At 68.8% G+C, this 26,406-nt stretch carries 24 protein-coding genes and 2 tRNA genes; 11 read left to right on the top strand and 15 right to left on the bottom strand.

Annotation, left to right across the window (positions count from 1 at the left end):
• Window positions 1–60: 60 nt before the first annotated feature.
• A complete protein-coding gene (locus tag RWQ91_RS01355) occupies window positions 61–249 on the top strand; it encodes a hypothetical protein (RefSeq protein WP_314502077.1) in 189 nt (62 codons plus the stop codon).
• Here the strand turns inward: RWQ91_RS01355 and RWQ91_RS01350 are convergent.
• Genes RWQ91_RS01350 through RWQ91_RS01340 form a run of 3 tightly spaced genes read right to left on the bottom strand, consistent with a single transcriptional unit; the run spans window position 246 to window position 2,469 of the window.
• Window positions 246–1,625 carry an MFS transporter gene (locus RWQ91_RS01350; protein WP_314502076.1) on the bottom strand — a complete coding sequence of 460 codons (1,380 nt, stop codon included), beginning with the start codon at window positions 1,623–1,625 and terminating at the stop codon, window positions 246–248. The two genes, RWQ91_RS01355 and RWQ91_RS01350, sit on opposite strands and share 4 nt — an antisense overlap.
• Complete coding sequence (locus tag RWQ91_RS01345; protein WP_314502074.1) at window positions 1,622–1,837, bottom strand: hypothetical protein; 216 nt, start codon at window positions 1,835–1,837, stop codon at window positions 1,622–1,624. Before RWQ91_RS01345 ends, RWQ91_RS01350 begins: the two co-directional genes overlap by 4 nt.
• Window positions 1,834–2,469, bottom strand: coding sequence for a helix-turn-helix domain-containing protein (locus RWQ91_RS01340; protein WP_314502072.1), 636 nt, complete (start codon window positions 2,467–2,469; stop codon window positions 1,834–1,836). The genes RWQ91_RS01345 and RWQ91_RS01340 overlap by 4 nt, the downstream gene beginning before the upstream one ends.
• Before the next feature lie 105 nt (window positions 2,470–2,574).
• On the opposite strand from RWQ91_RS01340, the gene RWQ91_RS01335 reads away from it, so the two are divergent.
• Window positions 2,575–4,626, top strand: coding sequence for a M3 family metallopeptidase (locus RWQ91_RS01335; protein WP_314502070.1), 2,052 nt, complete (start codon window positions 2,575–2,577; stop codon window positions 4,624–4,626).
• Window positions 4,627–4,642: 16 nt separating this feature from the next.
• Here the strand turns inward: RWQ91_RS01335 and clpX are convergent, their stop codons facing one another.
• The 5 genes from clpX to RWQ91_RS01310 form a co-directional block, all read right to left on the bottom strand.
• Complete coding sequence (gene clpX, locus RWQ91_RS01330) at window positions 4,643–5,911, bottom strand: ATP-dependent Clp protease ATP-binding subunit ClpX (protein WP_314502068.1); 1,269 nt, start codon at window positions 5,909–5,911, stop codon at window positions 4,643–4,645.
• A gap of 205 nt (window positions 5,912–6,116) precedes the next feature.
• Window positions 6,117–6,788: an ATP-dependent Clp protease proteolytic subunit gene (locus RWQ91_RS01325; RefSeq protein ID WP_314502066.1), complete on the bottom strand. Its 672-nt coding sequence runs from the start codon at window positions 6,786–6,788 to the stop codon at window positions 6,117–6,119.
• A gap of 31 nt (window positions 6,789–6,819) precedes the next feature.
• Window positions 6,820–7,407 carry an ATP-dependent Clp protease proteolytic subunit gene (locus RWQ91_RS01320; protein WP_314502064.1) on the bottom strand — a complete coding sequence of 196 codons (588 nt, stop codon included), beginning with the start codon at window positions 7,405–7,407 and terminating at the stop codon, window positions 6,820–6,822.
• Window positions 7,408–7,556: 149 nt separating this feature from the next.
• Complete coding sequence (gene tig, locus RWQ91_RS01315) at window positions 7,557–8,981, bottom strand: trigger factor (RefSeq protein WP_314502062.1); 1,425 nt, start codon at window positions 8,979–8,981, stop codon at window positions 7,557–7,559.
• 76 nt (window positions 8,982–9,057) lie between these two features.
• A tRNA-Pro gene (locus RWQ91_RS01310) sits at window positions 9,058–9,131 on the bottom strand.
• Window positions 9,132–9,261: 130 nt separating this feature from the next.
• Here RWQ91_RS01310 and RWQ91_RS01305 point away from each other — a divergent pair.
• Window positions 9,262–9,335 (top strand) — tRNA-Gly (locus RWQ91_RS01305).
• A 258-nt stretch (window positions 9,336–9,593) separates the two neighbouring features.
• Window positions 9,594–10,493, top strand: coding sequence for an alpha/beta hydrolase (locus tag RWQ91_RS01300; protein WP_314502060.1), 900 nt, complete (start codon window positions 9,594–9,596; stop codon window positions 10,491–10,493).
• Window positions 10,494–10,497: 4 nt separating this feature from the next.
• Here RWQ91_RS01300 and RWQ91_RS01295 read toward each other — a convergent pair whose 3' ends face one another.
• Window positions 10,498–11,034 carry a gamma carbonic anhydrase family protein gene (locus RWQ91_RS01295; protein WP_314502058.1) on the bottom strand — a complete coding sequence of 179 codons (537 nt, stop codon included), beginning with the start codon at window positions 11,032–11,034 and terminating at the stop codon, window positions 10,498–10,500.
• Window positions 11,031–13,178 carry an acyltransferase family protein gene (locus RWQ91_RS01290; protein WP_314502056.1) on the bottom strand — a complete coding sequence of 716 codons (2,148 nt, stop codon included), beginning with the start codon at window positions 13,176–13,178 and terminating at the stop codon, window positions 11,031–11,033. Before RWQ91_RS01290 ends, RWQ91_RS01295 begins: the two co-directional genes overlap by 4 nt.
• A 182-nt stretch (window positions 13,179–13,360) precedes the next feature.
• Here RWQ91_RS01290 and RWQ91_RS01285 point away from each other — a divergent pair, with 182 nt between their 5' ends.
• Window positions 13,361–13,846 carry a DNA starvation/stationary phase protection protein gene (locus RWQ91_RS01285; RefSeq protein ID WP_314502054.1) on the top strand — a complete coding sequence of 162 codons (486 nt, stop codon included), beginning with the start codon at window positions 13,361–13,363 and terminating at the stop codon, window positions 13,844–13,846.
• Window positions 13,847–13,908: 62 nt separating this feature from the next.
• Here RWQ91_RS01285 and RWQ91_RS01280 read toward each other — a convergent pair whose 3' ends face one another.
• The 4 genes from RWQ91_RS01280 to RWQ91_RS01265 are packed head-to-tail and all read right to left on the bottom strand — an operon-like array spanning window position 13,909 to window position 17,617.
• The gene (locus RWQ91_RS01280; RefSeq protein WP_314502052.1) at window positions 13,909–15,411 is read right to left on the bottom strand and encodes an amidohydrolase family protein; all 1,503 of its coding nucleotides are present in this window, start codon (window positions 15,409–15,411) and stop codon (window positions 13,909–13,911) included.
• Complete coding sequence (locus tag RWQ91_RS01275) at window positions 15,408–16,043, bottom strand: FMN-binding negative transcriptional regulator (protein ID WP_314502051.1); 636 nt, start codon at window positions 16,041–16,043, stop codon at window positions 15,408–15,410. Before RWQ91_RS01275 ends, RWQ91_RS01280 begins: the two co-directional genes overlap by 4 nt.
• Before the next feature lie 18 nt (window positions 16,044–16,061).
• A complete protein-coding gene (locus RWQ91_RS01270; protein ID WP_314502049.1) occupies window positions 16,062–17,072 on the bottom strand; it encodes a DNA-formamidopyrimidine glycosylase family protein in 1,011 nt (336 codons plus the stop codon).
• Window positions 17,072–17,617: a ribose-5-phosphate isomerase gene (locus RWQ91_RS01265; RefSeq protein ID WP_314502047.1), complete on the bottom strand. Its 546-nt coding sequence runs from the start codon at window positions 17,615–17,617 to the stop codon at window positions 17,072–17,074. The genes RWQ91_RS01270 and RWQ91_RS01265 overlap by 1 nt, the downstream gene beginning before the upstream one ends.
• Before the next feature lie 78 nt (window positions 17,618–17,695).
• Here RWQ91_RS01265 and RWQ91_RS01260 point away from each other — a divergent pair, with 78 nt between their 5' ends.
• From RWQ91_RS01260 to RWQ91_RS01235, 6 genes are all read left to right on the top strand, one after another.
• Window positions 17,696–18,061, top strand: coding sequence for a metalloregulator ArsR/SmtB family transcription factor (locus RWQ91_RS01260; protein WP_314502046.1), 366 nt, complete (start codon window positions 17,696–17,698; stop codon window positions 18,059–18,061).
• On the top strand, window positions 18,058–19,704 hold the full coding sequence (locus RWQ91_RS01255) for a SulP family inorganic anion transporter (RefSeq protein ID WP_314502044.1): 1,647 nt from the start codon (window positions 18,058–18,060) through the stop codon (window positions 19,702–19,704). The genes RWQ91_RS01260 and RWQ91_RS01255 overlap by 4 nt, the downstream gene beginning before the upstream one ends.
• Window positions 19,705–19,789: 85 nt before the next feature.
• The gene (gene pepN, locus RWQ91_RS01250) at window positions 19,790–22,333 is read left to right on the top strand and encodes an aminopeptidase N (RefSeq protein WP_314502042.1); all 2,544 of its coding nucleotides are present in this window, start codon (window positions 19,790–19,792) and stop codon (window positions 22,331–22,333) included.
• A gap of 69 nt (window positions 22,334–22,402) precedes the next feature.
• Window positions 22,403–23,488 (top strand): mechanosensitive ion channel domain-containing protein, encoded by a 1,086-nt coding sequence (locus RWQ91_RS01245; protein ID WP_314502040.1) that lies wholly within the window; start codon window positions 22,403–22,405, stop codon window positions 23,486–23,488.
• Window positions 23,485–23,937 (top strand): globin, encoded by a 453-nt coding sequence (locus RWQ91_RS01240; RefSeq protein WP_314502038.1) that lies wholly within the window; start codon window positions 23,485–23,487, stop codon window positions 23,935–23,937. The genes RWQ91_RS01245 and RWQ91_RS01240 overlap by 4 nt, the downstream gene beginning before the upstream one ends.
• Before the next feature lie 35 nt (window positions 23,938–23,972).
• A complete protein-coding gene (locus RWQ91_RS01235) occupies window positions 23,973–25,643 on the top strand; it encodes an FAD-binding dehydrogenase (RefSeq protein ID WP_314502036.1) in 1,671 nt (556 codons plus the stop codon).
• On the opposite strand, the gene RWQ91_RS01230 is transcribed toward RWQ91_RS01235, so the two are convergent.
• Complete coding sequence (locus RWQ91_RS01230) at window positions 25,640–26,320, bottom strand: hypothetical protein (RefSeq protein WP_314502034.1); 681 nt, start codon at window positions 26,318–26,320, stop codon at window positions 25,640–25,642. The two genes, RWQ91_RS01235 and RWQ91_RS01230, sit on opposite strands and share 4 nt — an antisense overlap.
• Window positions 26,321–26,406 lie beyond the last annotated feature (86 nt).

The following is a 26,406-nucleotide window of genomic DNA, read 5'->3' as shown; positions in this document are numbered from 1 at the left end:
ATGCAGCTGGGCACCCGCTGGATATCGGGCGGCGAACCGCCATCTTCGCTGCCGGAAGCGATGAGAGCTCAGATCGCGGCCGTCGAGGCGGTCACTCCTGCCGACCAGCTGGGGCAGCCGGCGCCGCGCTGGACGCTGACCTGGCTGGAGGGGCGCCCGATCGCGGAGCTCGACACCGGTGTCATCGTCAGTCTCGACGAGGATGGTCTTGCCGTGGTGCACCACGACCCGGCGGACGGGTTCGGCTAGGCCGACGCCGCCTCGGCCTCGGCCCCGGCACGCCGTGTGCCGACGACGAGGAGTCGGGCCGCGATGAGCGACGCCACCACGACCACTGCGGAGGCCAGCAGGAACGGAAGGCGCAGGTCGATGCGAGCGACCCAGCCGCCCAGCAGCGTGGCGATCGGGAACATCCCCCACGTCAGCATCCGGATGATTCCGAGAACGCGTCCGAACAGGTAGGCCGGAACGATCTGCTGGCGCAGCGCCCCCCACGGCACGTTCCAGGTCGAGACGGCGAACGCGAAGAGGGCGTAGGCGAGGATCGCGGTCACGAGGTTCGGCGCCAGACCGGTCAGGAGCATGGCCAGCGCCGAGATGAAATTCGCGGAGAACATCACCCACCCGCGCCCGATCCGGGCGACGATCGGCGGGGCGAGGAGCGAGCCGATCAGCGCCCCGACGCCGATGCCTGCGGTGACGAAGCCGATCGCGGCAGGGGCGACGTCCTGCTCGTCGAGGAAGTAGAGGATCGTCGCGGCCTGCGCGAACGAGAAAGCCGATCCGACGATCGAGGTGAAGACCACCATCGCACGCAGGTAGTGGTTGCCCCAGAGGTAGGAGATCGCCTCGCGGGCGGGAACCTTGGACGGTGCGAGCGGCGTGGGTGTCGGCTCAGGCGTGGGCGTCGCGACCTCGATGTCGGGTGCCGCCGGGTCCGGCACGGCCGCCGGATCACGCAGCGGCCTGGCTGCAGACAGCGGCAGCATGATCGCCAGCGCGATGGGCACGAGGTACCCGGCGGCGCCGATCCACAGCGGCAGGGCGAGGGCGACGGCGAAGAGCACACCGGCGATGGGTGTCGCGATGAAGCTGTCGATCGTCACCTGCGCGGCCTGCATCCTGCCGTTCGCGCGGTCCAGCTGTCGGCGCGTCACGACGCCGGGGATCACCGCGTTCGTCGCGTTGTCGAAGAGCGTCTCGCCGAGCCCGAACACCAGCGTGCCGGCCAGGAGCGCCCACAGACTGATGTGTCCGCTCGCTGTCAGGATCGCGAGCCACAGCGCGACGCCTCCGCGGATCGCGTTGGCGGAGGCCATGATGATGCGGCGATCGAACCGGTCGACGAGCATGCCGGCCGGCAGCCCGAACAGCAGCCAGGGCAGAAAGGCCAGAGCGCCGATCGCCGCGATGGCCAGCGGATCGCTCGTCAGGGTGGTGGCGATCAACGGCACCGCGGTGCGCCCGATCCCGTCTGCCAGATTGCTGAAGGCCGCAGCCGTCCACAGCTTTCCGAAGTCGCGACCGAGCGGGTCCTTGCGCGGCCGCTCCGCCGCCCTGGTGCGCCGATGTCCTTCGCCCTCGCCCGAGGGCGGCGCGGTCTCGGTGTCCAGGGCGTCGGTCATCGCGGGAGCAGGCCCATGGCGCCGCGCGCCTGCGCGGCTTCGCGGGCCGCGGCGAACGACCGCTGTGCTTCGTACGCGCCGCGCGGGTCGACGGCACTGCGGCGTTCCATCCGACCGGCGACGAAGACGTCGAGGGCGGATGCCGCGCGCAGGAGCATGCGCTCGAGTGGTGTGACGCCGCTGCTGAGGCGCGGCGTGGAGATGGCGGTCATGGCTTTCCTTCCAGGTCGGGCAGCGGGAACACATCGGCCCGGATGGTCACGGGTCGCACGTCCTCGCCGGTCTGATTGCGATAGGTGTCCACGGCGTCGTCGATCAGCGCCATGATCTTGGTGGAGAGCTCTTTGCTCTGCTGCGGCGTCAGCCGCGCGGTCGCCGTGGAGATCAGCGTTCCCGTCTCCCACTGGGTTCCGGCGCTCTGGATGCCGTCGTTCACGAAACGCAGGAGCTGCTCGTTGCGATTGCGGAAGAACTCGGTCATCACGATCTGCGTCGCTGCGCGACCCGCAGGAGTCTTCATCGCATCGGCGTTCGCGAAGGAGATGCCGCCCACGGGTCGTTCCCACCAGCGTTCCCTGCCGGTGCCGCGGTCATCGATCTCACGGATGAGATCGTGCTTGGCCAGTGCGCGCAGGTGATAGCTGGTGGAGCCGGATGATTCGCCGAGCTTCTCGGCCAGCGAGCTCGCCGTCTGGGGCCCGTACTGACTGAGCATGTCGTAGATGCGCACGCGCAGCGGGTGGGCGAGCGCACGCAGCGCTCCGGTGTCGAGGACGCGGTCCTCGGCGTGACGCTGCTCGACGCGGTCGCTGACGTCATCCGGCTGCTGCGAGTTCTCGTCCATAAGGCGAATGTATCAGTGCAAAGGATTCTTTGCAACTACTTGTTTGCAACAGTGAGTTTGCAAAGCTTCGGCGGCATGGAGATGTTCCGGAGCTAGGCTGGTGCCATGGCGAACGAGAACCCCCTTCTGTCCCCCAGCACGCTTCCCTACGGTCTTCCGGACTATGCGGCGATCTCGCCGTCGGATTACCTGCCCGCGTTCGAGCAGGCTTTCGCTGATCAGAAGAGCGAGATCAGCGCCATCACCCGGGTGCGCTCGATGCCGACGTTCCAGAACACGATGGTCCCCCTGGAGGAGAGCGGCAAGCTGCTGGGCGATGTGTCCCGCACGTTCTACACGGTGTCCTCCGCGGACGCGACGCCCGAGATCCAGCAGATCGAGGAACAACTGGCCCCGCTGATGTCGGCCCACCACGACTCGATCGAACTCGACTCCGCGCTGTACTGGCGGGTTCAGACGCTGCACGGTCAGCTCGACCAGCTCGATCTGGATCCCGAGCAGCGCTACCTCGTTGAACGCCGGTACCGCGAGATGTCGCACGCCGGCGCCGGTCTCGATGAGTCGGCCAAGGAGCGACTCACGGCTCTCAACCAGCGACTGTCGAGCTTGACCACGACGTTCGAGAAGAACCTCTTGCGCGACACGAACGACCTCGCCGTCGTCTTCGACGATGCCGCCGAACTGGACGGGCTCGCCGAGGGCGAGCTGTCGGCCGCCGCACAAGCAGCCGCAGACAGGGGGCTCGACGGCAAGTGGGTGGTGACGCTCACCCTCTTCACCGGTCACCCTTACCTCGCATCCTTGACGAATCGGGCCAGTCGCAAACGCATCCTCGACGCATCGCGCGCCCGCGGCTCGCGGGCAGGAGAGAACGACAACCGCGGCGTCCTGCGCGAGATCGTCGCTCTCCGCGCCCAGCGCGCCGCCCTGCTCGGCTACGACTCGCACGCCGCGTATGTGACCGCCGACGAGACTGCCGGCTCCCCCGAAGCCGTGCACGACCTGCTGCGCCGGCTGGCGGTGCCCGCTGCCCGCAACGCGCGGCGCGAGCAGGCGGCCCTGCAGGCGATCATCGACACCGAGCCCGACCGGTTCGAGCTCGAAGCCCATGACTGGGCGTTCTACACCGAGAAGGTGCGCGCCGCCGAGTACGACCTCGACCGAGGCGCGCTGCGTCCGTGGTTCGAAGCAGAGCGAGTTCTCCAGGACGGCGTCTTCCACGCGGCGACGCAGCTCTACGGCGTGAGTTTCGCCGAGCGCCGCGACCTGGGCGCGTACCATCCCGACGCGCGCGTGTTCGAGGTCGGCAACGCCGACGGCTCGCCGGTGGGACTGTTCGTGCTCGACCTGTATACGCGTGACACCAAGCGCGGCGGAGCGTGGATGAACTCCATCGTCTCGCAGTCGCGCCTGCGCGGGACCCTGCCGATCGTCGTCAACAACCTGAACGTCCCCAAGCCGGCCGCGGGAAGGCCGACTCTGCTCACGCTCGACGAGGTGACCACGCTCTTCCACGAATTCGGGCATGCTCTGCACGGCCTGTTCGCCACCGTGACCTACCCGCACTTCGCCGGGACGAACGTGTTCCGCGACTTCGTCGAGTTTCCCAGCCAGGTCAACGAGATGTGGATCTACTGGCCGGAGATCCTCGATGCCTATGCACGTCACACCGACACCGGTGATCCCCTCCCCCGCGACGTCGTGGAGAAGCTGCGGGCGTCGGAGGCGTTCAACCAGGGCTTCGCAACGAGCGAGTATCTGGCGGCGTCATGGCTCGATCAGGCCTGGCATTCGCTGAAGGAGCAAGACGCGGCATCCGACATCGATGTCGCGGCGTTCGAGGCCGCCGCCCTCGCCGATATCGGCCTGGACAACCCGGCGGTGCCCACGCGGTACTCGTCGACCTATTTCGCGCACGTGTTCTCCGGCGGCTACAGCGCCGGCTACTACTCCTACATCTGGAGTGAGGTGCTCGACGCCGACACCGTCGAGTGGTTCCGCCAGAACGGCGGGCTGACGCGCGAGAACGGTGATCGCTTCCGCGATCGGCTGCTGGGCGTTGGCGGATCCAAGGATCCGCTCGAGGCCTATCGCGACTTCCGCGGGCGGGATGCGGAGATCGAACCGCTTCTGGAGCGGCGAGGTCTCGCGGCCTGACCCGGCCGCGAACCCGTCAGGCGCTCTTGCGCGCCTGGCGGGTGATGAAGGTGGGCGCCGCGCCGCTCTCGACGGCGGCGCGCGTCACGATGACCTTCTCGACGTCTTCATTCGACGGGATGTCGAACATGATCGGCCCGAGCACGTCCTCGAGGATCGCGCGCAGTCCCCGTGCGCCCGTCTTGCGCTCGACCGCCAGGTCGGCGATCGCCTCGAGCGCCTCGGAGTCGAATTCCAGTGAGACGCCGTCGAGTTCGAACATGCGCTGGTACTGCTTGACCAGCGCGTTCTTCGGCTCGGTGAGGATCTCCATGAGCGCGACCTGATCCAGCGGCGTCACGGAGGCCACGACGGGCAGACGCCCGATGAACTCGGGGATCAGGCCGAACTTGTGCAGGTCCTCGGGGCGCACTTCGCTGAACAGGCTCAGGTCATCACCCTTCGTGTGCAGGGGTGCACCGAACCCGATGCCGTGCTTGCCGACCCGGCTCGAGATGATGTCCTCGAGACCGGCGAACGCGCCCGCCACGATGAACAGCACGTTCGTGGTGTCGATCTGGATGAACTCCTGGTGGGGGTGCTTGCGACCGCCCTGCGGCGGAACCGAGGCGACCGTGCCCTCGAGGATCTTCAGCAGCGCCTGCTGCACGCCCTCGCCCGACACATCCCGGGTGATGGAGGGGTTCTCGGCCTTGCGGGCGATCTTGTCGACCTCATCGATGTAGATGATGCCGGTCTCGGCCCGCTTCGTGTCGAAGTCGGCAGCCTGGATCAGCTTGAGGAGGATGTTCTCCACGTCTTCGCCGACGTAGCCCGCCTCGGTGAGCGCCGTGGCATCGGCGACGGCGAAGGGGACATTGAGGCGCTTGGCGAGCGTTTGCGCGAGGTAGGTCTTGCCGCAGCCGGTGGGGCCGATCAGCAGGATGTTGCTCTTGGCGATCTCGACCTCATCGGCGCGCTGCTCGGCGCTCTGGATCGTCCCGTGCGCGCGGATGCGCTTGTAGTGGTTGTAGACGGCGACCGACAGCGCGCGCTTGGCGGCCTCCTGCCCGACGACGTACTCCTCGAGGAACGCGAAGATCTCGCGCGGCTTGGGCAGATCGAAGTCCGAGACCACGCCGGTCGAGGACTCGGCCATGCGCTCTTCGATGATCTCGTTGCACAGCTCGACGCACTCGTCGCAGATGTAGACGCCGGGGCCGGCGATCAGCTGCTGCACCTGCTTCTGGCTCTTTCCGCAGAAGGAGCACTTGAAAAGATCGGCACTCTCACCGATGCGTGCCATCAGGCCCTCCTTGTTGCGGCCGGGGACAGACCCCCGTTGCGACGGGACGTGGCCCGACCGTTCTCCGAGCCTAACCGCCGAGGGCGACATGCGCCGGGATTGCGACGCGGATTGTGGATGCCGCGGCGGGTGTTCTGCTCACGGCGGAGCGCAGCAACGACGACGCCCCGCCGCCTCCGGAGAGGCGACGGGGCGTCGGAGTCGGCTACTTGGTCAGGGCCGCCGGCACGCGCTTGCGCGTCGTGAGCACCTGGTCGACGAGTCCGTACTCGACCGCCTGCCGGCCGTCGAGGATCTTGTCGCGGTCGATGTCGCGGTTGACCTGCTCGACCGTCTGGTTCGTGTGCTTGGCGAGCGTCTCTTCCAGCCAGGTGCGCATGCGCAGGATCTCCGCGGCCTGGATCTCGATGTCGGACGCCTGGCCGTGGCCGGCCTCGCCCATCGCGGGCTGGTGGATCAGCACGCGCGCGTTCGGCAGCGCCAGGCGCTTGCCGGGCGTTCCCGCTGCCAGCAGGACCGCTGCGGCCGAAGCCGCCTGGCCGAGGACGACCGTCTGGATCTGAGGCGAGATGTACTGCATGGTGTCGTAGATCGCCGTCATCGCGGTGAAGGAACCACCGGGTGAGTTGATGTACATGATGATGTCGCGGTCGGGGTCCTGGCTCTCGAGCACGAGCAGCTGGGCCATGACGTCGTCCGCAGAGGCGTCGTCGACCTGCACGCCGAGGAAGATCACGCGATCTTCGAACAGCTTGTTGTACGGGTCCTGGCGCTTGTAGCCGTAGGCCGTGCGCTCCTCGAACTGGGGCAGGATGTAGCGGCTGGAGGGCATGGCCAGGCCGTTGCCTGCCGTGCCGCCGAAGGTGGGGATGCTCATTTCGCTGTTGTTCCTTCTCATTCGCCTTCGGTCAGTCCTGATCGGTTCCGCCGCCGCCGACGACATCGCCCAGGTGAGCGCGGATGTGGTCGACGAAGCCGTACTCGAGTGCTTCCTGCGCCGTGAACCAGCGGTCGCGGTCGCCGTCCTCGTTGATCTGCTCGACCGACTTGCCGGTCTGAGCAGCGGTGATCTCCGCGAGGCGGTTCTTCATCGACACGATCAGCTGCGCCTGCGTCTGGATGTCGCTCGCGGTGCCGCCGAAGCCGCCGTGCGGCTGGTGCAGCAGCACGCGCGCGTTCGGGGTGATGTAGCGCTTGCCCTTCGTGCCGCTCGTGAGCAGCAGCTGGCCCATCGAGGCCGCCATGCCGATGCCGACGGTCACGATGTCGTTGGGGACGAACTGCATGGTGTCGTAGATCGCCATGCCCGCGGTGATCGAGCCGCCCGGGGAGTTCACGTAGAGGAAGATGTCCTTCTCCGGGTCCTCCGCCGCCAGCAGCAGGATCTTCGCGCAGATCTCGTTCGCATTGTCGTCACGCACCTCCGAGCCCAGCCAGATGATGCGGTCTTTCAGCAGCCTGTCGAAGACGCTCGTCGCGACAAGTGGTTCGGCCATGTTCACTCCTGTTTCGGTGGTCGTGGCTTCGAATCTACCGGCGCGTCCTGCTCGCCCCGCCCGTGTTCGCCCTGGGCAGAGAAGCGTGGCGTCGCAGACGCGAAGGGGCGGATGCCGCAGCATCCGCCCCTTCGATCGATGTGTCCTGACTATTCGCTGTCGGCGGCCTTCTTCTTGGCGGGTGCCTTGCGCTTCGGCTTGGCCGGAGCGGCTTCGGCCTCTTCCGCCTCGATGATCGCATCGGCCTCGGCCGCGGCATCTGCGATCTGCTCGGCCTCTTCGACGACCTCGTCCTCGTCATCCGCGACGAAGCCGGTCAGGTCCACCAGCTTGCCGTTCGTGTCCACGACGACGACCTGGCCGAGGGCGACGGCGACCGCCTTGCTGCGCGCGACCTCTCCCACGAGCGAGGGCAGCTGGTTGTTCTGCTGCAGCGCCTCGACGAAGTCCTGCGGGGCCATGCCGTACTGTGCGGCCGACTGCACGAGGTACTGGGTCAGTTCGTCCTGGGACACCTGCACATCGAGCTTCTCGGCGATCGCATCCAGCAGCATCTGCGTGCGGAACTGCTTCTCGCTCGCCTCGGTGACCTCGGCGCGGTGCACGTCGTCTTCGAGGCGGCCTTCGCCCTCGAGGTGGGTGTGCACTTCGTCCTCGATGAGCGCCGGCGGCACGGGAATCTCGACCTGATCGAGCAGCTGCTCGATCAGCTTGTCGCGCGCGGCGTTGCCCTGCGCGAAGCTGCCCTGCTGCACGACGCGCTCGCTGAGGCTCTCGCGCAGCTCGGCGAGGGTGTCGAACTCGCTGGCGATCTGCGCGAAGTCGTCGTCGGCCTCGGGCAGCTCGCGCTCCTTGACGGCCGTGACGACCACGGCCACCTCGGCCTCTTCGCCGGCGTGGTCGCCGCCGATGAGCGTAGAGCGGAACGTGGTCTCCTCGCCCGCCGTCAGCGAGTCGATGGCTTCGTCGATGCCCTGCAGCAGTTCGCCCGAGCCGACCTCGTAGGACACGCCCTCGGCGCGATCGATCTCCGCGCCGTCGATCGTGGCGACGAGGTTCAGCTCGACGAAGTCGCCGGTCGCGGCGGGACGGTCGACGGTCACGAGGGTGCCGAAGCGCGCCCGCAGCCGGTCGAGTTCCTCGTCGATCGCAGCGTCGTCGACCTCGATCGCGTCGACCTCGACGGTGGTGCCCTCGAAAGCCGGCAGTTCGAACTCGGGCCGGACGTCGACCTCGATCTCGACGAGCAGGTCGCCGGAGAAGTCCTTCTCGTTCGGCCACTCCTTGACGTCGGCGCTGGGTCGACCGAGCACCCGCAGTTCGTTCGCGTCGACGGCCTGGCGGTAGAACGTGTCCAGACCCTCGCTGACGGCGTGCTCGATGACCGCCGTGCGGCCCACGCGCTGGTCGATGATGGGCGCCGGCACCTTGCCCTTGCGGAATCCGGGGATCTGCACGTCCTGCGCGATGTGCTCGTATGCGTGAGCGATGCTCGGCTTGAGCTCATCGGGCGAGACCGTGATGTGCAGCTTGACCCGCGTCGGGGTGAGCTTCTCGACGGTGCTGGTGACCATGCCTGTTCGTTCTCCTTGTGATCGACCGCGCGCGTCGGCGCGGCAGCTGAAGATGTGGGTTCTGGGGGCCGTGATGTCGGGGCGACAGGATTTGAACCTGCGGCCTCCCGCTCCCAAAGCGGGCGCTCTACCAAGCTGAGCTACGCCCCGGGCGGGTGTGCACGTGGATGCGTGCGGATCGGCCCCCAGAAGTCTAGCCGAAGGCCCGATGGGCACTGGCATCGCTGCGACATGCCATAGAATCGGTGGTGCACATGCCGGCGGGCGTCCGCCGGAATGTGGGGCTGTAGCTTAGTGGTAAAGCCTCTGTCTTCCAAACAGATGATGCGAGTTCGATTCTCGTCAGCCCCTCCAATGCCCTGACGCGCCGACGGAGTCGGTGCGGCAGGGCATTCGTGTGGGTGCCGCCCGAAACGGCGAGCCCGCGAGCGGGCCCCACCGTCCAGAGGCTCCGCCCGCCGCGCAGCGGCGAGGGGAGTGGGCGGAGGGACGATTCTCGTCAGCCCCTCCACACCTTCTCCTCTCCACGGCTCACCCTTCCCGGACGATGCCTTCAGCGTGCTTTTCGCGACATACTCGGGACCAGGATCTGCGACCGGGAGGGAGATCGCGATGGCCAAGAACCCGGAGAAGGCCTCGTACCGCCACCGTGCGCGGATGACGCCGCGACGGCCGGCATCGGCCCTGGCCGAACGGTGGACAATGGTCGACGGCGTCGACGTCTTCTATCGCGAGTCCGCCAATCCCCCGGATGCCCGCGTGATGACCCACCTGCACGGCTTCGGTCTCTCGGGTCGCTACCTTCTGCCGACGGCTGAGCTTCTGGCCGACGAGTTCCACACATACGTGCCCGACCTTCCCGGCTTCGGCCGCAGTGGAAAGCAGGGTGCGGCGCTGGACATCCCCGACCTCGCCGACGCGGCGATCCGCTTCCTCGATGACCGCGGGGTGGGAAAGACCAGCGTGGTGGGCAATTCCATGGGGTGCCCTGTGATCGTCGAACTCGCGCATCGCTACCCGGAGCGGGTCGAGCGCGCCGTCCTCGTCTCGCCGGCGGGCGGCATCCACAATCAGCCTCTGCGCCGTGCGATGAGCCAGCTCGCGAAGGATGGAGGGCGCGAGCCGCGCAGGATGGTGACCGTGGCGACACCGGACTACCTGCGCTTCGGTGTGCCGAGCACCTTCAAGATGTTCAAGGCGCTGACGCAGTACCCGTCCGTGCAGCGCCTGCTCGAGCTGAAGATCCCGACTCTCGTGGTGCTCGGCACGCGCGATCCGCTGCTTCCGGGCCCGGAGCGCATCAAAGAGGTGGCGTCACAGGATCAGAACCACGTCCTGCTGGTCGTGCTCGAAGGTGCCGCTCATGCGATCAACTTCAGCCATCCTCGGGAGCTGGCGCACGTCATCCGCCTGTTCATGGACGACAAGCCGATCACGCCGCTGCCCGGCAGCGCCGGCGAGCGTGTGTTCGAGATCTTCCGCGGGGCCTACCACCCCCTGGCGACCGACTGACGCGCTACGCGGGCTGAGCGCCCTCGTGCTCCTGCACGTGCGTGCGATACGCATCCGCATTCCGCAGAAGGGCAACGCGCTCCTCCGAGGTCAGCGCCCGCCGCACCTTGGCGGGGACGCCCGCGACGAGCGATCCGGCCGGAATCACCGCGCCCTCGAGGACGACCGCTCCGCCGGCGATGAGGCACCCCTCGCCGATCACGGCCCCGTTGAGCACGACGGCTCCCATGCCGATGAGCGAGCCGTCGCCGATCGTGCAGCCGTGGACGACGGCGTTGTGGCCGACGGAGACGTTCTCGCCGATCACCACCGGACGCCCGGCGTCCACGTGCACCGAGACGTTGTCCTGCAGGTTGCTGCCCGCTCCGACGGTGATCGTGTCGCCGTCGGCACGCAGGACAGCGTTGTACCAGACGCTCGAGCCCTCACCGAGCGTCACTCCCCCGATGACCCGCGCGCCCGCGGCGACGAAGGCACTCGCGTGCAGTGCCGGCGTGCGGCCGGCCGCGGAGAGGACGGAGGCTCCGGCGGCGATGGTCATGGAGCGACCTTATCGCCGAGTGCCCCGGCGATCGCGGCGGTGTACCACGGTGCGAGGGTGTCGACGAAGCTCACGGTGAGGTGGTCCTGATCGCGGTAGATGTTGGCGCCTCCCACGACCGGCGCGCAGACCTCGGCGCCGCAGAAGACATCGGTGAAATCCAGCAGCATCACGTCGGCGACGCCGGATGCGGCATCCCGAAGCGGATCGTCGGCGACGAGCAGCTGGGACCGTTCTCCGTCGCACTCGATCATCTCCCGGGTGCGCAGGCACTTGTTCGGGTCCGTCTCCCACACCGGGTTGTCGACGACCGTGATCACCGGGATGCCGCGGTCGAGCACTTCTGCCCAGGCGTCCCGGTAGCCCGCCACGGCCGCATCGTGCGCCGACTCGTACCCCGCCGACGAGTACGGCGTCGTGGCGATCGCGGCGGTGAAGACCGCATCCAGGTCGGCGGTTGCGAGGGCAGCGGTCACGGACTCGCGCCACTGGGTGCACGCCTGCCCGAACGCTCCCGGCGTCGCCAGCGGGGTGGTATTCCACGGGCAGGCGCCTTTGAAGTAGGTCGTGAGGTGCCAGCCGTTCTCGTCGGCCATCCGCTGGAAGGTGGACAGCAGCTGGTACGCGTGGCTGTCGCCGATCAGCGCCACGCGCGGCGCGTCGGCCGCGTCCGAACCGAACTCGCACGACACGGGCCGCGCGTCGTTCAACTGCACGAAGCACTGCTCGTCGCTCGGCCGGTCCACGCCGGCGAAGCCCGGGGCGGGGAGGATCGTGTCTCCGAAGTCGGTTCCGGCGCAGCTCTCATCCAGCACGACGGCCGCTCCGAAGCATTCCGGTGGGTCTTCGCGCAGCTCCTGGATGGCGCGCACGCCTTCGGTGTAGGCGGGCGCGTTCACGGCCCACGCGATGCCCGCCGTGCTCCCGACCACGACCATCGCAGCCAGCGAGGACCACAGCGTCACGCGCGCGGGCCGCGAGGTCAGCACCTTCCAGCCGCGCGCCGGGTCTTCGACGAACCGCTTCGTGAGCCAGGCCAGCAGGAAGCAGACGGCCAGCAGCGCGACGCGGTGGTAGATCGAAAGTCCCCAGAAGGGCACCGACGGAGCGATGATGATCAGCGGCCAGTGCCAGAGGTACAGCGAGTAGGAGATATTCCCGACGAACTGCGCCGGCCGGAGCGAGAGCAGACGGGTCGGATACCACCAGCGACCGGTGCGGGATGCCGCGATCACCGCGGCGGCCGCCAGGGTCGGAATCGCCGCCATGTAGCCGGGGAACGCCGTCTGGCCATCGAAGCCGAAGATCACCACGACCAGCACGGCGATGCCGGTCCACCCGAGGAGGAAGCTGCCGATCGCGTTGCGGATTCGCAGCGCCGGGATCAACGCGATCATCGCGCCGACGCCGAACTGCCACATGCGTCCGAAGGTGACGAAGTAGGCCGGTGCCGGATCGGTGATGGTGAAGATCACGCAGAAGATGAAGGATGCTGCGCTGACCACGGCCAGGGCGAGGATCACCGCCCGGCGGCGTGCCCCGCGGAAGAACTTCAGCCCGACCCACGCCGCCCCGAGCATGATGAGCGGCCACATGACATAGAACTGCTCCTCCAACGACAGCGACCAGTAGTGCTGGACCGTCGTGGGGTCACCCGAGTGGTTGAGGTAGTCCGCGGAGTTGAGGGCGAGGTACCAGTTCTCGACGTAGAAGGTCGACGCCAGGATCTCGCGCACCTCGTTCGGGAGGGCGGAGGTCGGCGTCAGGTACGGCGACATCGCCACGAGCGCGCAGAAGAGCAGGACGAGCAGGGACGCCGGCAGCAGGCGTCGGGCGCGGCGCGCCCAGAACTGGCCCAGCCGCACGGTCCCGGTGGCGCTCAGCTCGCGCATGAGGTGCGCGGTGATCAGGAAACCCGAGATGACGAAGAAGACGTCCACGCCGATGTACCCGCCCGAGAAGCGGGCCGGCCAGAAGTGGTACAGCACGACGGCGAGCACCGCGATCGCGCGCAGTCCTTGCACGTGCGGTAGGAAGCGCGACGGCTCCGCATGCTCCGGCGAGCGGTCGATGGGTTCCCGCCGGACGGCGGTCGACGGCTTGTTCAGGTGCTGCGGTCCGAGGTCATGATCGGCGGAGGGCACCCCTCGACGCTAGTCGCTGGTTCGCAGCATCCGAAGCCGACCGGCGGCGCGGAGCGCAGACCGCGCCGGCTCGAGTTAGCCGAGCCTGTGCTTGGTTGCGGAATGCGGGCGCCTGAGTAGCGTTGGAGCACGAAGACGGACGGTGCACCCCGGCGCACGTACCGCTCACCTGGAGGCGAAAGATGACTGACACGCAGACCACCCCCGCAACGGCCGCTGACCCGACGGTCGCCGCCGGCACGGCTCAATTCCTCACCCCGGTCGCGCTGGGCCTGCAGGCCCTCGCCGTGAACGGCAAGCAGGCGCACTGGAACGTGCGCGGTGCCAACTTCATCGCGATCCACGAGCTGCTCGACACGATCGTCACCCACGCCCAGGACGGGGCCGACCTCGCCGCCGAGCGGATCGTCGCCCTCGGACTGCCGATCGACGCGCGGCTGGGGACGGTCGCGGCCAAGACCGCCCCCACCCAGGTGCCGGCCGGGTTCACGCAGTGGGAGGACATCATCCGCAGCGTGATCGCCGACATGGACGCCGTGCTGGTCGATGTCAAGGCTGCGATCGACGGGCTGGACGAAGTGGACCTGGCCAGCCAGGACGTCGCGATCCAGATCCGCGAGGCCCTCGACAAGGACCGCTGGTTCCTGTTCGCGCACCTCTCGCGCTGAGGAACGATGCGAGCCCCGGTCCTCGGACCGGGGGCTCGCATCGTCTCGTATCCGACGCCCGGTCAGGCCAGGTGCGTGAGGCGGCCTCCGAGCAGGGTGGCACCGACGGTCATCGCGCGCAGCTGCGTCTCGGAGGCGGCCAGCGGGTCGCGCTCGACCAGAGCGAGATCGGCGACGGCCCCCGGTTCGATGGCCGCCTCGGCCTGCGAGCCGCCGTGAGTGGATGCGGCTAGAGCGGTTGCGGCGTCCACGCCCTGCTCCGGACGCCACGGGGCCCTGCCGCCGCGCGTGCGGAACACGGCGGCCGCCATCGCCGCCCACGGGTCCAGGGGCGAGACCGGGGCGTCCGAGCCGAACAGCAGGTTCGCCCCGGTGTCGGCCAGGGTGCGCAGCGGGTAGGGCAGAGCTGTCTGGTCGGCCCAGATCGCGTCGGTGAGATCGCGGTCGTCGACGGCGTGCTCGGGCTGGACGCTCGCCCCGACGCCCAGCCGCGCGAAGCGGGGGATGTCCGCGTGCGCGACGAGCTGCGCGTGCTCGATCGTGCCGACCGCGCCGCTGAGCGCGAAGGCGTCGAGGGCGTGCGAGTTGGCGAGGTCGCCGATCGCATGAATCGCGCAGGACAGTCCCGCCCCCGTCGCAGCGGTCATGAGCTCGACCAGCGTCTCGGGCGGTACGGCCAGGACACCGTGGTTGTGCGGGTCGCCCGGGTAGGCGTGCGAACAGGCGGCGGTGCGCGTGCCGAGCGAGCCGTCGGTGATGACCTTGAGGGATCCTACGCGCGCGAGCCCGGACGAGGCTCCGCGCACAGCGTCACCGGTGTGCAGTCCTTCGGTGATCGCCCGGTCGAGGAACTCGGGGTAGATGCCGAACTCGACCCGCAGGGTGTCGAAGCCGCCGCCGAGGCGCCGGTCCCACGCGGATTCGTTCCACGCCATGTCCAGATCGACGAGTCCGACGATGCCGCGGGATGCCGCATCCCGAGCCATGGCCGCGACGAGACGGTCGCCCACCGACGGGTCGATGTCGTTCAGGCGCCGCGAGATCTCGAACGCCGGCGCCTCTCGGAGCACTCCCACGCCGTCGGGAATGTGGCCTTCGCGCCGCAGCGCGGCGCTGTTGAGCCACACGCTGTGCACGTCGGCGTTGATCAGGTAGGTCGGGATATCGCCGGTGCTCGCGTCGAGCACCTCGAGTGTCGGCCGATCGGGCCACAGCGCGTCTCGGTAGCCCGTGCCGATGCGGCGTCCGTCGGACAGGACCGGCGCTTCACCCATGATGCTCGCAGCGTGCGCGGCCGATTCGGCATGACCGAGCACTTCCCGCTGAGCGACCAGGGCCCACTGCACGACGTGGACATGATGGTCCCAGAGGCCCGGGATCAGCCACCGCCCGGCGGCACCCAGCACCCCGCCCCGCGGCCGCAGAGCCCCCGCCGGCGCGATGTCGGCGATCACGCCGTCGCGGAGGAAGACGTCGACCGGGCCGTCGGTCGGAAGCAGTCGACGGGCCGCACCGCTCACCTGGGCGCCGGTGATCGTCCCGACGCTCGCTCCTACTCCGCTCACGAACGCGCCATCGCGTCGCGCGCGCGTCTCATCTCGGCGGCCAGCGCAGGATTCGCGTACGGACCGTCGCCGACCAGTTCGGCGATCACGGTTTCGACGACCTCGGCGGACTTGTTCTGGCTCAGCTTGCGCTTGGCGACGACGCGGGTCGGGGTGAGCCGGAAGCCCACGGTGCCGCGCTCGAGGCGCTCCACGTACGTCGGATCGTTCGGCCGCTCCCACATCATGCGGGGTTGCGGCATCCGGCCCTCGAAATGGGCCACGAGACGGTCGAGCACGCGCAGATTCTCGTCGGGTGGAAGGATCTCGGGCACCCCTGAGAGGTGCGCGGAGACGAAGTTCCACGTCGGCACGCTCGCCACGTCGCCGTACCAGCCGGGCGAGATGTAGCCGTGCGGACCCTGCACCACCACGAGCAGCTCTCGCTCGCCGAGACCGTGGATCATGTCGTCCGGCTTGCCCACGTGGCCGACGATCGTCAGGTCGTCGCGCTCGTCGTCGAGCAGGACCGCGTAGTGCGAGGCCATAAGGCCTTCGGGTGTGCTGCTGACGAGGGTCGTCCACGGATTGCGTTCGACCAGGCGGCGCAGTTCGGCGACGTCGGTCATGGCGAAGCTCGGGTTCTGGCGCATGTCCTCAGCCTAGGCAGTTCACGCCTGGCACCTCGGGCACCAGTACAGCTTGCGGGTGGCCATCTCCTCGACCACGATCGCCGTGCCGCAGACCCGGCAGGGCAGCCCCGCGCGGTGATAGACCCAGTGACGGTCGTCGCGATGCGCCATGGCCGCGCGATAGGCGTCCGGGTCCAGATCGTCCATCGTCATCATCTGGCCGGTCTCGACTCCGATCGCGAGCAGCCGCACCCAGTCGCGCCACAGATCTCGGACGACCTCCTCGCGGACCTCGCGCCCCGCGGTGTGCGGGTTCTGCCGGGCCCGGAACAGCAGCTCCGCCCGGTAGACGTTGCCGATGCCGCTGACGACGCTCTGGTCCATGAGCAGCTGGCCGATCGGGGTGGGCTTTCGTGCCACCACGGCGGTGAAGATCTCCTCGCTCTCGGCCACGTCGTCGACGAGGGGGTCGGGCCCCAGCTTCGCGATCGTCGCCGCCACCTCGTCGGGCGTCTGCAGCTCGCAGGCCGTCGGTCCGCGCAGATCCGCGGACGTCACCGCCGTGAGCAGTCGCAGACGCACCTGGCCGACCACCGGGGGCGGCCACTGATCCTCGTCCGCATCTCCCCCGCCGCCCAGACCGGTGGTCTGCTCCGACATCCGCACGCGCACCCGCGCCCGCCGGGGCGCCCCGATGGAGGTCAGCGAATTCTCGCCGGCGTCGTCGAGGATGGGCACCTCGAGCTGCGTGCCGCGCTGGTTGGTCTGGCCCATGCGCCCGTTCGCGGAGGCGATGGTGGGGTCGACCACGACTTCCCCCGCGAAATCCCAGGCGCCGTACATGCCCAGGTGCACGCGCAGCCACAGGTCGTCGTCGAACTCGAGGAACATCTGCTTCCCGACCGCGCGCACCGAGGTCGCCGTCCGACCGTTGATGATGCGCGCACCCTCGGCGAATCTGCCCTGCGGACTGGATGCCGACACTTCCCGACCGACGAAGTTGCGGTCGAACTGTCGGGCGATCCGGTGGACGGAATGGCCCTCCGGCATCAGCCGGCTTCGGGGTCGAACGAGCTGTCGTCCGCATCCAGGACGTCGGGCCGACCCGTCGTCGCGCGCGGGTCCGGTTGCAGCGCACCGTCGCTCTCGAAGGCGGCGATCTGCCCGATGCGACGAGCGTGGCGCTCCTCGCCCGAGAAGGGGGTGGCGATGAAGAGGTCGATGAACGACGCCGCCTCCTCGAAAGTGTGCTGGCGGGCACCGATCGCGATGACGTTGGCGTCATTGTGCTCGCGGGCGAGCTCGGCCGTCGCCACACTCCAGACCAGTGCGGCGCGGACGCCCCGTACCTTGTTCGCCGAGATCTGCTCGCCGTTGCCGGAACCGCCGAACACCACTCCGAGCGCTTCGACTCCGGCCTCCTGGTCTGCCACCACCGCCTGGGCGGCTCGGATGCAGAACGCCGGGTAGTCATCCAGCGGCTCGTACTCGAGCGGCCCGTGATCCACGATGTCGTGTCCCTGGCCGGCGAGGTGATGCTGCAGCTGGGTCGAGAATTCGAGGCCGGCGTGGTCGGTCGCGATGTGGATGCGCATGACCTTCATTCTATGGAGCAGCGCAGAGGGGCGGCCGGTGGATCGCCTCGGCGGCAAGCTCGGTATGATGGATTCATCATGTCGACGAGCCAGAATCAGCGCCCGCTCTACGAGATCAAGGCGGGACTGTTCAAGGGACTGTCGCACCCGCTGCGCATCCGTATCCTCGAACTGCTGTCCGCGGCGGACGAGCGTTCTGTGGCCGACCTGCAATCCGCGACCGGCCTCGAGGCGTCGCATCTCTCCCAGCACCTCGCCGTGCTGCGCCGCCACAGACTCGTCGAGTCCGAACGGCGCGCCAGCAGCGTCTACTATCGGCTGGCCTATCCGGAGGTCGCCGAACTGCTCACCGTCGCGCGCCGGCTCCTGCTGAACGTCGTGGCCGCCGACGCGGGACGCGCAAGGGATGCCGCATCCCTGCCCCCTCTCGGACCCGGCGCATGAGCAGAGCCGCGACGTACGCGCGCGCTCTCCTGCCCGGTGCGCGCGATTACGCAGATGTCGGCCGGAGCTGGCGCGGTGATCTGCTGGCCGGGCTCACCGTCGGCATCGTGGCCCTCCCCCTCGCCCTCGGCTTCGGAATCGCCTCGGGCGCCGGGGCCGCGGCGGGGCTGATCACGGCGATCGTCGCCGGCGTGATCGCGGCGGTGTTCGGCGGATCCAATGTGCAGGTGTCCGGTCCGACGGGCGCGATGGTCGTCGTGCTCGCACCGATCGTGGCCGCACACGGCATGGGCGCCGTGGCAGTGGTGAGCGTCCTTGCGGGGGTCATGGTGCTCATCGCCGGTGCTGCCCGGCTCGGGCGCGCAGTCTCGTTCATTCCGTGGCCCGTCATCGAGGGATTCACCCTCGGCATCGCCGTGATCATCTTCCTGCAACAGATCCCGGCACTGACCGGCGCCGACCCCGACGGCATCCTGCACACCAACGTGGTCGTGACCGCGCTGTCATCCCTCGCCTCCGCTGATCCGGTGTATCTCGCCTGGTCGCTCGCGGCGGTCGCCGTCGTGGCCGCGTGCATGTACGCGCTGCCGCTCCTGCACCGCTCGCTCCCGGGGTCGCTCGTCGGAATCGTCGTCGTGACGGTGCTGGCACTGCTCCTGCCCTCGCCGCTCGCGGTGATCGGGACCCTGCCGACCAGCCTGCCCGCGCCGATCCTTCCGTCGTTCTCCCTGCAGACCCTTTCCGAGCTGCTCCTTCCCGCAGTGGCCGTCGCCGCGCTGGCGTCGATCGAGTCCCTGCTGTCTGCGCGAGTGGCCGCGTCGCTCGCCGATACCGGCTCGTACGATCCCGATCGCGAACTCGTCGGCCAGGGGCTGGCCTCGATCGGCGCGGGGTTGTTCGGCGGGATGCCCGCCACGGGTGCGATCGCCCGCACGGCTGTCAACGTGCGCGCGGGCGCCCGCTCGAGGTTCGCGGCGATCTTCCACGCTCTCGTGCTGCTGCTGGTGGTCCTGGTCGCTGCGGGGCCGGTGGGCGCCATCCCGCTCGCCGCCCTCTCCGGCGTGCTGATGGTCACCGCGGTGCGCATGGTGCACCTGGCGACCGCCCGCTCGATCCTGCGCTCCACGCGCGCGGACGCGATCGCCTACGTCGTGACGGCCGTCGTCACGGTTTCGGTCGATCTCATCGTGGCCGTCGGAATCGGCATGGCGGTGGCGGCGGTCTTCGCGATCCGCGGTCTGTCCCACGCCACGGGCGTGCACCGCGAGCCGATCGGCGGTGACCCGCAGCCGGGCGATGACGGCATCGCCGTCATCCGGCTGGACGGCCCGCTGTTCTTCGCGGCCGCAGATCGGGTGCTCGAGGCCGTCACCTCGATCGACGGCGTGACCGTGGTGATCCTGCGCATGTCCCAGCTGGAGCTCGTCGACGCGACCGGAGCGCACGTCCTCTCCGAGATCGTCCAGCAGCTGGAACGGCGAGGCGTCACGGTGCTCATCAAGGGCGTGCGCGAGGGCCACGTCGAGCTCTTCACGACCGTGGGAGTGCTCAGCTCGCTCAGGCACAGCAATCACCTCTTCGACGAGCTCGCTCCTGCCGTCACCCACGCGCGCAGCCACGTCGCGCGCGCGAGCCTGACGTAGGCTGGGGAGGTTGCCAGCGTCGGCCACCCGCCGGTGCTCGCACGTCCGAACCCCCTACACGACCCCGTAGAACATGGGAGAAGCAGTGCCTGGAGAAAACCTCACCCGCATCGAGGCGCAGGAGCGCCGCGCGATCGTCGACACCCACTCCTACGAAGTGGACCTCGACCTGAACAGGGGCGCTGAGATCTTCGGCTCGCGCACCGTCGTGCGCTTCTCCGCCACCGAGGGCGCCGACACGTTCATCGACCTGATCGCCCGCGAGGTGCGCTCGATCACGCTGAACGGGCGCGAGGTGGCGTTGGACGTCTTCGCCGATTCGCGCATCGCCCTGAACGGTCTTGAGCGCGAGAACGAGCTCATCGTCGAGGCCGACTGCCTCTACACGAACACCGGCGAGGGCCTGCACCGCTTCGTCGACCCCGTGGACGGCGAGGTCTACCTGTACTCGCAGTTCGAGGTGCCGGACTCGCGACGCGTCTTCGCGGTGTTCGAACAGCCCGACCTGAAGGCGACGTTCCAGTTCACCGTCACCGCCCCCGAACCATGGAAGGTCATCTCCAATTCGCCGACCCCGGAGCCCAAGAAGCACGGTGACGGCACCGCCACGTGGCGCTTCGAGCCGACTCCGCCGATCTCCTCGTACATCACCGCGATCGTCGCGGGTCCCTACGAAGAGGTCTTCTCGGAGCTGACGAGCGCGTCCGGTCGCGTCATCCCCCTCGGCGTGTACGGGCGCAAGAGCCTCTGGCAGCATCTGGACGCCGACTACATCTTCGACAAGACCCGTGAGGGCTTCGCCTACTACGAGGAGAAGTTCGACTACCCCTACCCGTTCGCGAAGTACGACCAGCTGTTCGTGCCGGAGTTCAACGCGGGTGCGATGGAGAACGCGGGAGCGGTCACCTTCACCGAGTCGTACGTCTTCCGCAGCAAGGTGACCGACGCGATCAAAGAGCGCCGGGTCGTCACGATCCTGCACGAGCTCGCGCACATGTGGTTCGGCGACCTGGTCACCATGAAGTGGTGGAACGGGCTCTGGCTGAACGAGTCCTTCGCCGAGTGGGCGTCCACGATCGCCACTGCCGAGGCCACCGAGTGGACCGAGGCGTGGACGACGTTCAACGCGATGGAGAAGACCTGGGCTTACCGTCAGGATCAGCTGCCCTCCACCCATCCCGTCGTGGCCGAGATCAACGACCTGGAAGACGTGCAGGTCAACTTCGACGGCATCACGTACGCCAAGGGCGGGTCGGTGCTCAAGCAGCTCGCCGCCTGGGTCGGCATCGAGGCGTTCTTCGCCGGCGTCGCGGAGTACTTCAAGAAGAACGAGTGGGGCAACACGGAGCTGACCGATCTGCTCTCCGAGCTCGAGGCGACCAGTGGCCGCGAACTGGGCACATGGGCCAAGAAGTGGCTCGAGACCGCGGGCGTGAACACCCTCGCGCCGGTCATCAACGAGGACGGCACCGGCACGATCACCCGCTTCGCCATCACCCAGACCGCGCCGGCGGACTATCCGACCATCCGGCCGCATCGCCTGGGCGTCGGCTTCTACAACGTCACGGGCGGCGCGCTCGTGCGTGTGCACCACGTCGAGCTCGATGTCGACGGCGACCTCACCGAAGTGCCCGAGCTCAAGGGTCAGAAGCGTCCCGACCTGGTGCTCTTGAACGACGAGGACCTCGCCTATGCGAAGATCCGCCTCGACGAGCGGTCGCTCTCGACCGCCATCGCGCACCTCGGCAAGATCTCCGATCCGCTGGCGCGTTCGCTCGTCTGGGGTGCCGCGTGGGACCAGACCCGGGATGCCGAGGCCTCCCCCAGCGACTACGTCGATCTCGTGCTGCGCAACATCGGCAGCGAGACCGAATCGACGACGGTGCGCACGACGCTCGCTCAGCTGCAGCTGGCGGCGAACTCGTACGTCGCGCCGGAGAAGCGCGAGGCCACGCGGGCGAAGGTCGCCGAGGGGCTCTGGGCGCTGGCCCAGGCGGCCGAGGCCGGCAGCGACAGCCAGCTCCAGTTCGTGACCGCCTTCGCGACCGCGGCCTCGACGCCCGAGCACTGGGCGATCGTGCGGGCGCTGCGCGATGGCGAGACCACGCTCGAGGGTCTCGAGGTGGACACCGACCTGGCGTGGCAGCTGCTCATCTCGCTCGCCGCGGGCGGAGTCGCGCACGTGAAGCAGATCGACGACGCCCTCGCGGCCGACAACACGGCGAAGGGCGGCGAGTTCGCCGCTCAGGCGAAGGCGTCGATCCCGCACTCGGGCGCCAAGCACGCCGCGTGGTCCTCGATCATCGACAACGACGATCAACCGAACACGATCGTGCGCTCCACGGCCCTCGGGTTCCAGCACCCGGCGACGGTCGGACAGCTCAGCGAATTCGTCACGCCGTACTTCGACATGCTGCTGCCGATCTGGAACAGCCGGTCGTACCAGATCGCGCAGTACATCATCGTGGGCCTGTACCCGTCGCCGCTGGCGAACCTCGAGCTGCGCGACGCGACGCGAGCCTGGCTCAAGGCGAACCCGGACGCAGCCCCGGCACTGCGCCGACTCGTCGATGAGAACCTCGCCGGCGTCGAGCGGGCACTGGCCGTGCAGGATCGCGACGCGTCGTAATCGACACCCACGGATGCCTCGGCCTCGCGCTCAGCGGACGCCGAGGCATCCGTCGTTAGGATCGAGCCGATGATGTGGATCTCTGCGGACCCGACGATCACAGACCTCGAGTTCTGGACAGCGGTCGGCGCGTTCTTCGTTCGCGCCGGCTGGAAGACCCTTCAGGTGCTCGGGATCGTGCTCGGGGCGCTCATCATCGGGTGGATCCTGAAGTTCGTCATCGAGCGCGTGGTCAAGCGCATCGTCAACGGGGCCAAGAACAAGGCCAACGTGGATGACACCCAGGCGCTCGAGCGCTCACCCCTCGCCTCGATCCGTCTCGTGCAGCGGACGCGGACCCTCGGGTCGATCCTGCAGAACATCGTGAACGTCTCGATCGTGATCGTCGCGCTGCTGCTCATCGTGAATCTGCTGGCACCCACCGCACTCGCCTCGCTCACCCTGCTCACCGCCGCGATCGGCGCGGGCCTGGGCTTCGGTGCGCAGAACATCGTGAAGGACGTGCTCAACGGGATCTTCATCGTCGCCGAAGATCAGGTCGGCATCGGCGATGTCGTCGATCTCGGCCTGGCGACCGGCATCGTCGAGTACGTGAGCGTGCGCATCACGACCGTCCGCGACGTCAACGGCACGCTCTGGTACGTCCGCAACGGCGAGATCACGCGCATCGGCAACATGTCGATGGGCTGGTCACGGGTCATCGTCGACCTGGCCCTGCCGATCGGGACCGACATCGGACTCGTCGAGAGCACCATGCTCGAGACGATGAAGGATCTCGCGAAGGACCCGAAGTGGCGCACGCGCATCATCGACAAGCCCGAGGTGTGGGGGCTGGAATCCGTCTCCGGTGACGCGCTGGTGATCCGCCTCGTCATGAAGACGCGGGCCAACGCCAAGGACGACGTCGGACGCGAACTGCGCATGCGGGTCCTGAACGCCGTGAACGAGCTCGGTTTGGAGCTGCCTCAGCTCAACTCGATCGTCCTCAGCGGTCTGGAGGGGGCTCAGCGCGTCCGGGGTGCGAACCCGCCCAAGACGAAGCCCACAGCCGTGACACACGCTCCCCCGCCCCCCGAGCGGCCGGTGTGGCGACCCAAGCGGACGCCGAAGGACGAGGCGAAGAACCCGCCCGAGACGCCGGAGGGGTCGGCATGAGCATCAGCTTCTACGAGGAAGTCGGCGGGCACGAGACCTTCGTCCGCCTCGTCGACGCGTTCTACCGGGGTGTTGCGGACGACCCGGTGCTGCGGCCGATGTATCCCGAGGAGGATCTCGGACCGGCCAAGCAGCGCCTGACGGGGTTCCTCGAGCAGTACTGGGGCGGTCCGACGACCTACAGCCGGGAACGCGGGCATCCCCGCCTGCGGATGCGGCACGCGCCGTTCCCTGTGAATCCGGATGCGCGGGATCGCTGGCTCGCGCACATGCGCACGGCTGTCGACGAACTCCAGCTGTCACCCCTGCACGAGGCGACGCTGTGGGACTATCTGCAGCGCGCCGCCATGGCGATGGTCAACACGTTCGAGCCCTCGGGCATCGGTCCGGCCGCGGACGGACGCGGCGCGGCATCCCTCCCGGTCCATCCGAGCACCCCGCCGGACTGATAACCCCACTTCCCTCGCCGACGAAGGAGTCGCACATGAGCGCCACCCCCACCCCGCTGTCCACCGACGTCCTGGTCGTGGGGTGGGGCCTGGCGGGCCTCGTCGCCGCCGCCGAAGCCGTCGCCGCCGGCCGTCGCGTCGTCCTCGTCGACCAGGAGCCGCGCTCGAATCTCGGCGGGCAGGCCTGGTGGTCCTTCGGGGGCCTGTTCTTCATCGACTCGCCCGAGCAGCGCCGGATGGGGATCAGAGACTCGGCCGAGCTGGCGCACCAGGACTGGTTCGGCACAGCCGGGTTCGACCGTGCCGAGGATGCATGGCCCCGCCGCTGGGCCGAGGCCTATCTGCACTTCGCGCACGGCGAGAAGCGTGCGTGGCTTCGCGAGAAGGGCGTCGGGTTCTTCCCGGTCGTGGGCTGGGCCGAGCGCGGCGGCTACACCGCCACCGGTCCGGGTAACTCCGTCCCCCGCTTCCACATCACGTGGGGCACCGGACCCGGGATCGTCGCCCCGTTCCAGTCGGCCGTGGAGGCCGGTGAGGCAGCGGGTCTCGTCACGATCCTGCCGCGACATCGCGTCACCACCCTGCTGACGTCGGAGGGTGCCGTGATCGGCGCCGGCGGTGAGGTCCTCGCCCCATCCGGTGCCGTGCGCGGCAGTGCCACCTCCCGTGAGATCGTCGGTGAGTTCGAGATCCGGGCGGGCGCGACGATCGTCTCCTCGGGCGGCATCGGCGGCAACCACGACATGGTCCGTGCGCAGTGGCCCGCGCGACTGGGCACTCCACCGGCGTCGATGATCGCGGGTGTTCCCGCGTATGTCGACGGAGCGATGCTGGGTGTCAGCGCTCAGGCGGGCGCGCGGCTGATCAACGGCGACCGCATGTGGCACTACGTCGAGGGCATCCAGAACTGGGACCCGGTGTGGCCGCTGCACGGCATCCGGATCCTCCCCGGTCCGTCCTCGGTCTGGCTCGACGCGAACGGCAAGCGCCTCCCGGTGCCGCTTTTCCCGGGCTTCGACACACTGGGAACCCTCGCGCACCTGCGCACGACCGGGTACGACCACTCGTGGTTCGTCCTGTCGCGGCAGATCATCGAGAAGGAGTTCACCCTGTCGGGCAGCGAGCAGAATCCCGATCTCACCGGGCGCGACGTGCCGCTGCTGCTCAAGTCGCGCCTCGGCAAGGGGGCAGCCGGCCCCGTGCGGGCGTTCATGGACCACGGGGCCGACTTCGTGGTGCGCGACAGCCTGGACGAGCTGATCGCCGGCATGCAGGCGCTGCCCGGCGGCGAGGTCCTCGACCCCGCTCTCGTGCGCACGGAAGTCGAGGCTCGCGATCGGGAGATCGACAACGACTTCACCAAGGACGCGCAGATCGCGATGCTGCGCTCGGCGCGCTCGTATCGGGGCGATCGGCTCGTGCGCACCGCCGATCCGCACCGGATCCTCGACCCGAAGGCCGGACCGCTCGTCGCGGTGAAGCTGCACATCCTGACCCGCAAGTCGCTCGGCGGCATCGAGACGGATCTGTCCGGACGCGCCCTGGGGGCGAACGGCGAACCGGTCGACGGTCTGTACGCCGCCGGCGAGGCGAGCGGGTTCGGCGGCGGCGGCGTGCACGGCTATCGCGCACTGGAGGGAACGTTCCTGGGCGGGTGCCTCTTCTCGGGCAGAACCGCCGGCAGGGCGGCCGCGGCTGCGCTCTAGGCCCCCGGCGCGAGGCCGGTTTCGCGCACGGCGGTCATGCCGGTGCGGGCAGGGCCGCGCACGATCACGTGGCCCCGACGAAGCGAGACACGCGTCCACGCGCCCGATGAGCGTACGACTGCGTCCTCCTCGCCGACGATGAAGCCGAGAGTGAACGCGGCGAACGCGGCTCCGAGCGGAAGGCCGGCCAGTGCGTCATCAGGCGGACCCCACACCGTGGCGCGAACCGCGCGGACGGCATCCTCCCCGGGGTTCTGCGGCAGCGCTTCGGCGACGGCCGCGATCCCCCACTGCGCGCGCGAGGCGAGAACGGATGCCGCGATCTTCGCGGTCTGCCGCCAGCCGGCACGCGGCGGCGAGACGCCGGCCCATGCCGGCGACAGCGCCGTGTCGGGCAGCTGCAGCTGAGCCGCGCTGTCATCCGATCCGACGAGCTCCGATGCGTCCACGACCAGATCGCACACCAGTTCCGGGTCGACGGGAAGCGCGCGCATGGCCAGCACCGTCGGCGTCGCGTCGAACAGGCCGCGCGGCGCGAACGGCGCGGAGGTCATGATGAGCGTTCCCGCCGAGGCCGCCAGCCGCACGGCGCCGTCGCCCACGCGCGCCGTGCGGCCGGCGAAAGTGAGGGCGTCCGCGGCCGCAGCGGCGTCGGGGAAGATCAGGCGCGGGGACATCCGCCCAAAGCTACAACATCGTGCCGGAAAGCATCGCGTCGGATGGCGGTGTTGAATGGCACTGTGACCGATGCTCATCACACCGC

It is taken from the genome of uncultured Microbacterium sp. (assembly GCF_963524805.1).
Taxonomy (GTDB): domain Bacteria; phylum Actinomycetota; class Actinomycetes; order Actinomycetales; family Microbacteriaceae; genus Microbacterium.
This window is presented reverse-complemented; position numbering and strand designations above follow the sequence as displayed.

Coding starts and splice junctions, on each gene's coding strand:
- RWQ91_RS01265 (WP_314502047.1), bottom strand. CDS start 17,617: ATGCGCATCCACATCGCGACCGACCACGCCGGCCTCGAATTCTCGACC.
- tig (WP_314502062.1), bottom strand. CDS start 8,981: ATGGTCACCAGCACCGTCGAGAAGCTCACCCCGACGCGGGTCAAGCTG.
- RWQ91_RS01350 (WP_314502076.1), bottom strand. CDS start 1,625: ATGACCGACGCCCTGGACACCGAGACCGCGCCGCCCTCGGGCGAGGGC.
- RWQ91_RS01325 (WP_314502066.1), bottom strand. CDS start 6,788: ATGAGCATCCCCACCTTCGGCGGCACGGCAGGCAACGGCCTGGCCATG.
- RWQ91_RS01235 (WP_314502036.1), top strand. CDS start 23,973: ATGAGCGCCACCCCCACCCCGCTGTCCACCGACGTCCTGGTCGTGGGG.
- RWQ91_RS01230 (WP_314502034.1), bottom strand. CDS start 26,320: ATGTCCCCGCGCCTGATCTTCCCCGACGCCGCTGCGGCCGCGGACGCC.
- RWQ91_RS01240 (WP_314502038.1), top strand. CDS start 23,485: ATGAGCATCAGCTTCTACGAGGAAGTCGGCGGGCACGAGACCTTCGTC.
- RWQ91_RS01295 (WP_314502058.1), bottom strand. CDS start 11,034: ATGACCATCGCCGCCGGAGCCTCCGTCCTCTCCGCGGCCGGCCGCACG.
- RWQ91_RS01275 (WP_314502051.1), bottom strand. CDS start 16,043: ATGCGCCAGAACCCGAGCTTCGCCATGACCGACGTCGCCGAACTGCGC.
- RWQ91_RS01285 (WP_314502054.1), top strand. CDS start 13,361: ATGACTGACACGCAGACCACCCCCGCAACGGCCGCTGACCCGACGGTC.
- RWQ91_RS01260 (WP_314502046.1), top strand. CDS start 17,696: ATGTCGACGAGCCAGAATCAGCGCCCGCTCTACGAGATCAAGGCGGGA.
- RWQ91_RS01245 (WP_314502040.1), top strand. CDS start 22,403: ATGATGTGGATCTCTGCGGACCCGACGATCACAGACCTCGAGTTCTGG.
- clpX (WP_314502068.1), bottom strand. CDS start 5,911: ATGGCACGCATCGGTGAGAGTGCCGATCTTTTCAAGTGCTCCTTCTGC.
- RWQ91_RS01355 (WP_314502077.1), top strand. CDS start 61: ATGAGAGCTCAGATCGCGGCCGTCGAGGCGGTCACTCCTGCCGACCAG.
- RWQ91_RS01340 (WP_314502072.1), bottom strand. CDS start 2,469: ATGGACGAGAACTCGCAGCAGCCGGATGACGTCAGCGACCGCGTCGAG.
- RWQ91_RS01320 (WP_314502064.1), bottom strand. CDS start 7,407: ATGGCCGAACCACTTGTCGCGACGAGCGTCTTCGACAGGCTGCTGAAA.
- RWQ91_RS01270 (WP_314502049.1), bottom strand. CDS start 17,072: ATGCCGGAGGGCCATTCCGTCCACCGGATCGCCCGACAGTTCGACCGC.
- RWQ91_RS01345 (WP_314502074.1), bottom strand. CDS start 1,837: ATGACCGCCATCTCCACGCCGCGCCTCAGCAGCGGCGTCACACCACTC.
- RWQ91_RS01255 (WP_314502044.1), top strand. CDS start 18,058: ATGAGCAGAGCCGCGACGTACGCGCGCGCTCTCCTGCCCGGTGCGCGC.
- RWQ91_RS01300 (WP_314502060.1), top strand. CDS start 9,594: ATGGCCAAGAACCCGGAGAAGGCCTCGTACCGCCACCGTGCGCGGATG.
- RWQ91_RS01335 (WP_314502070.1), top strand. CDS start 2,575: ATGGCGAACGAGAACCCCCTTCTGTCCCCCAGCACGCTTCCCTACGGT.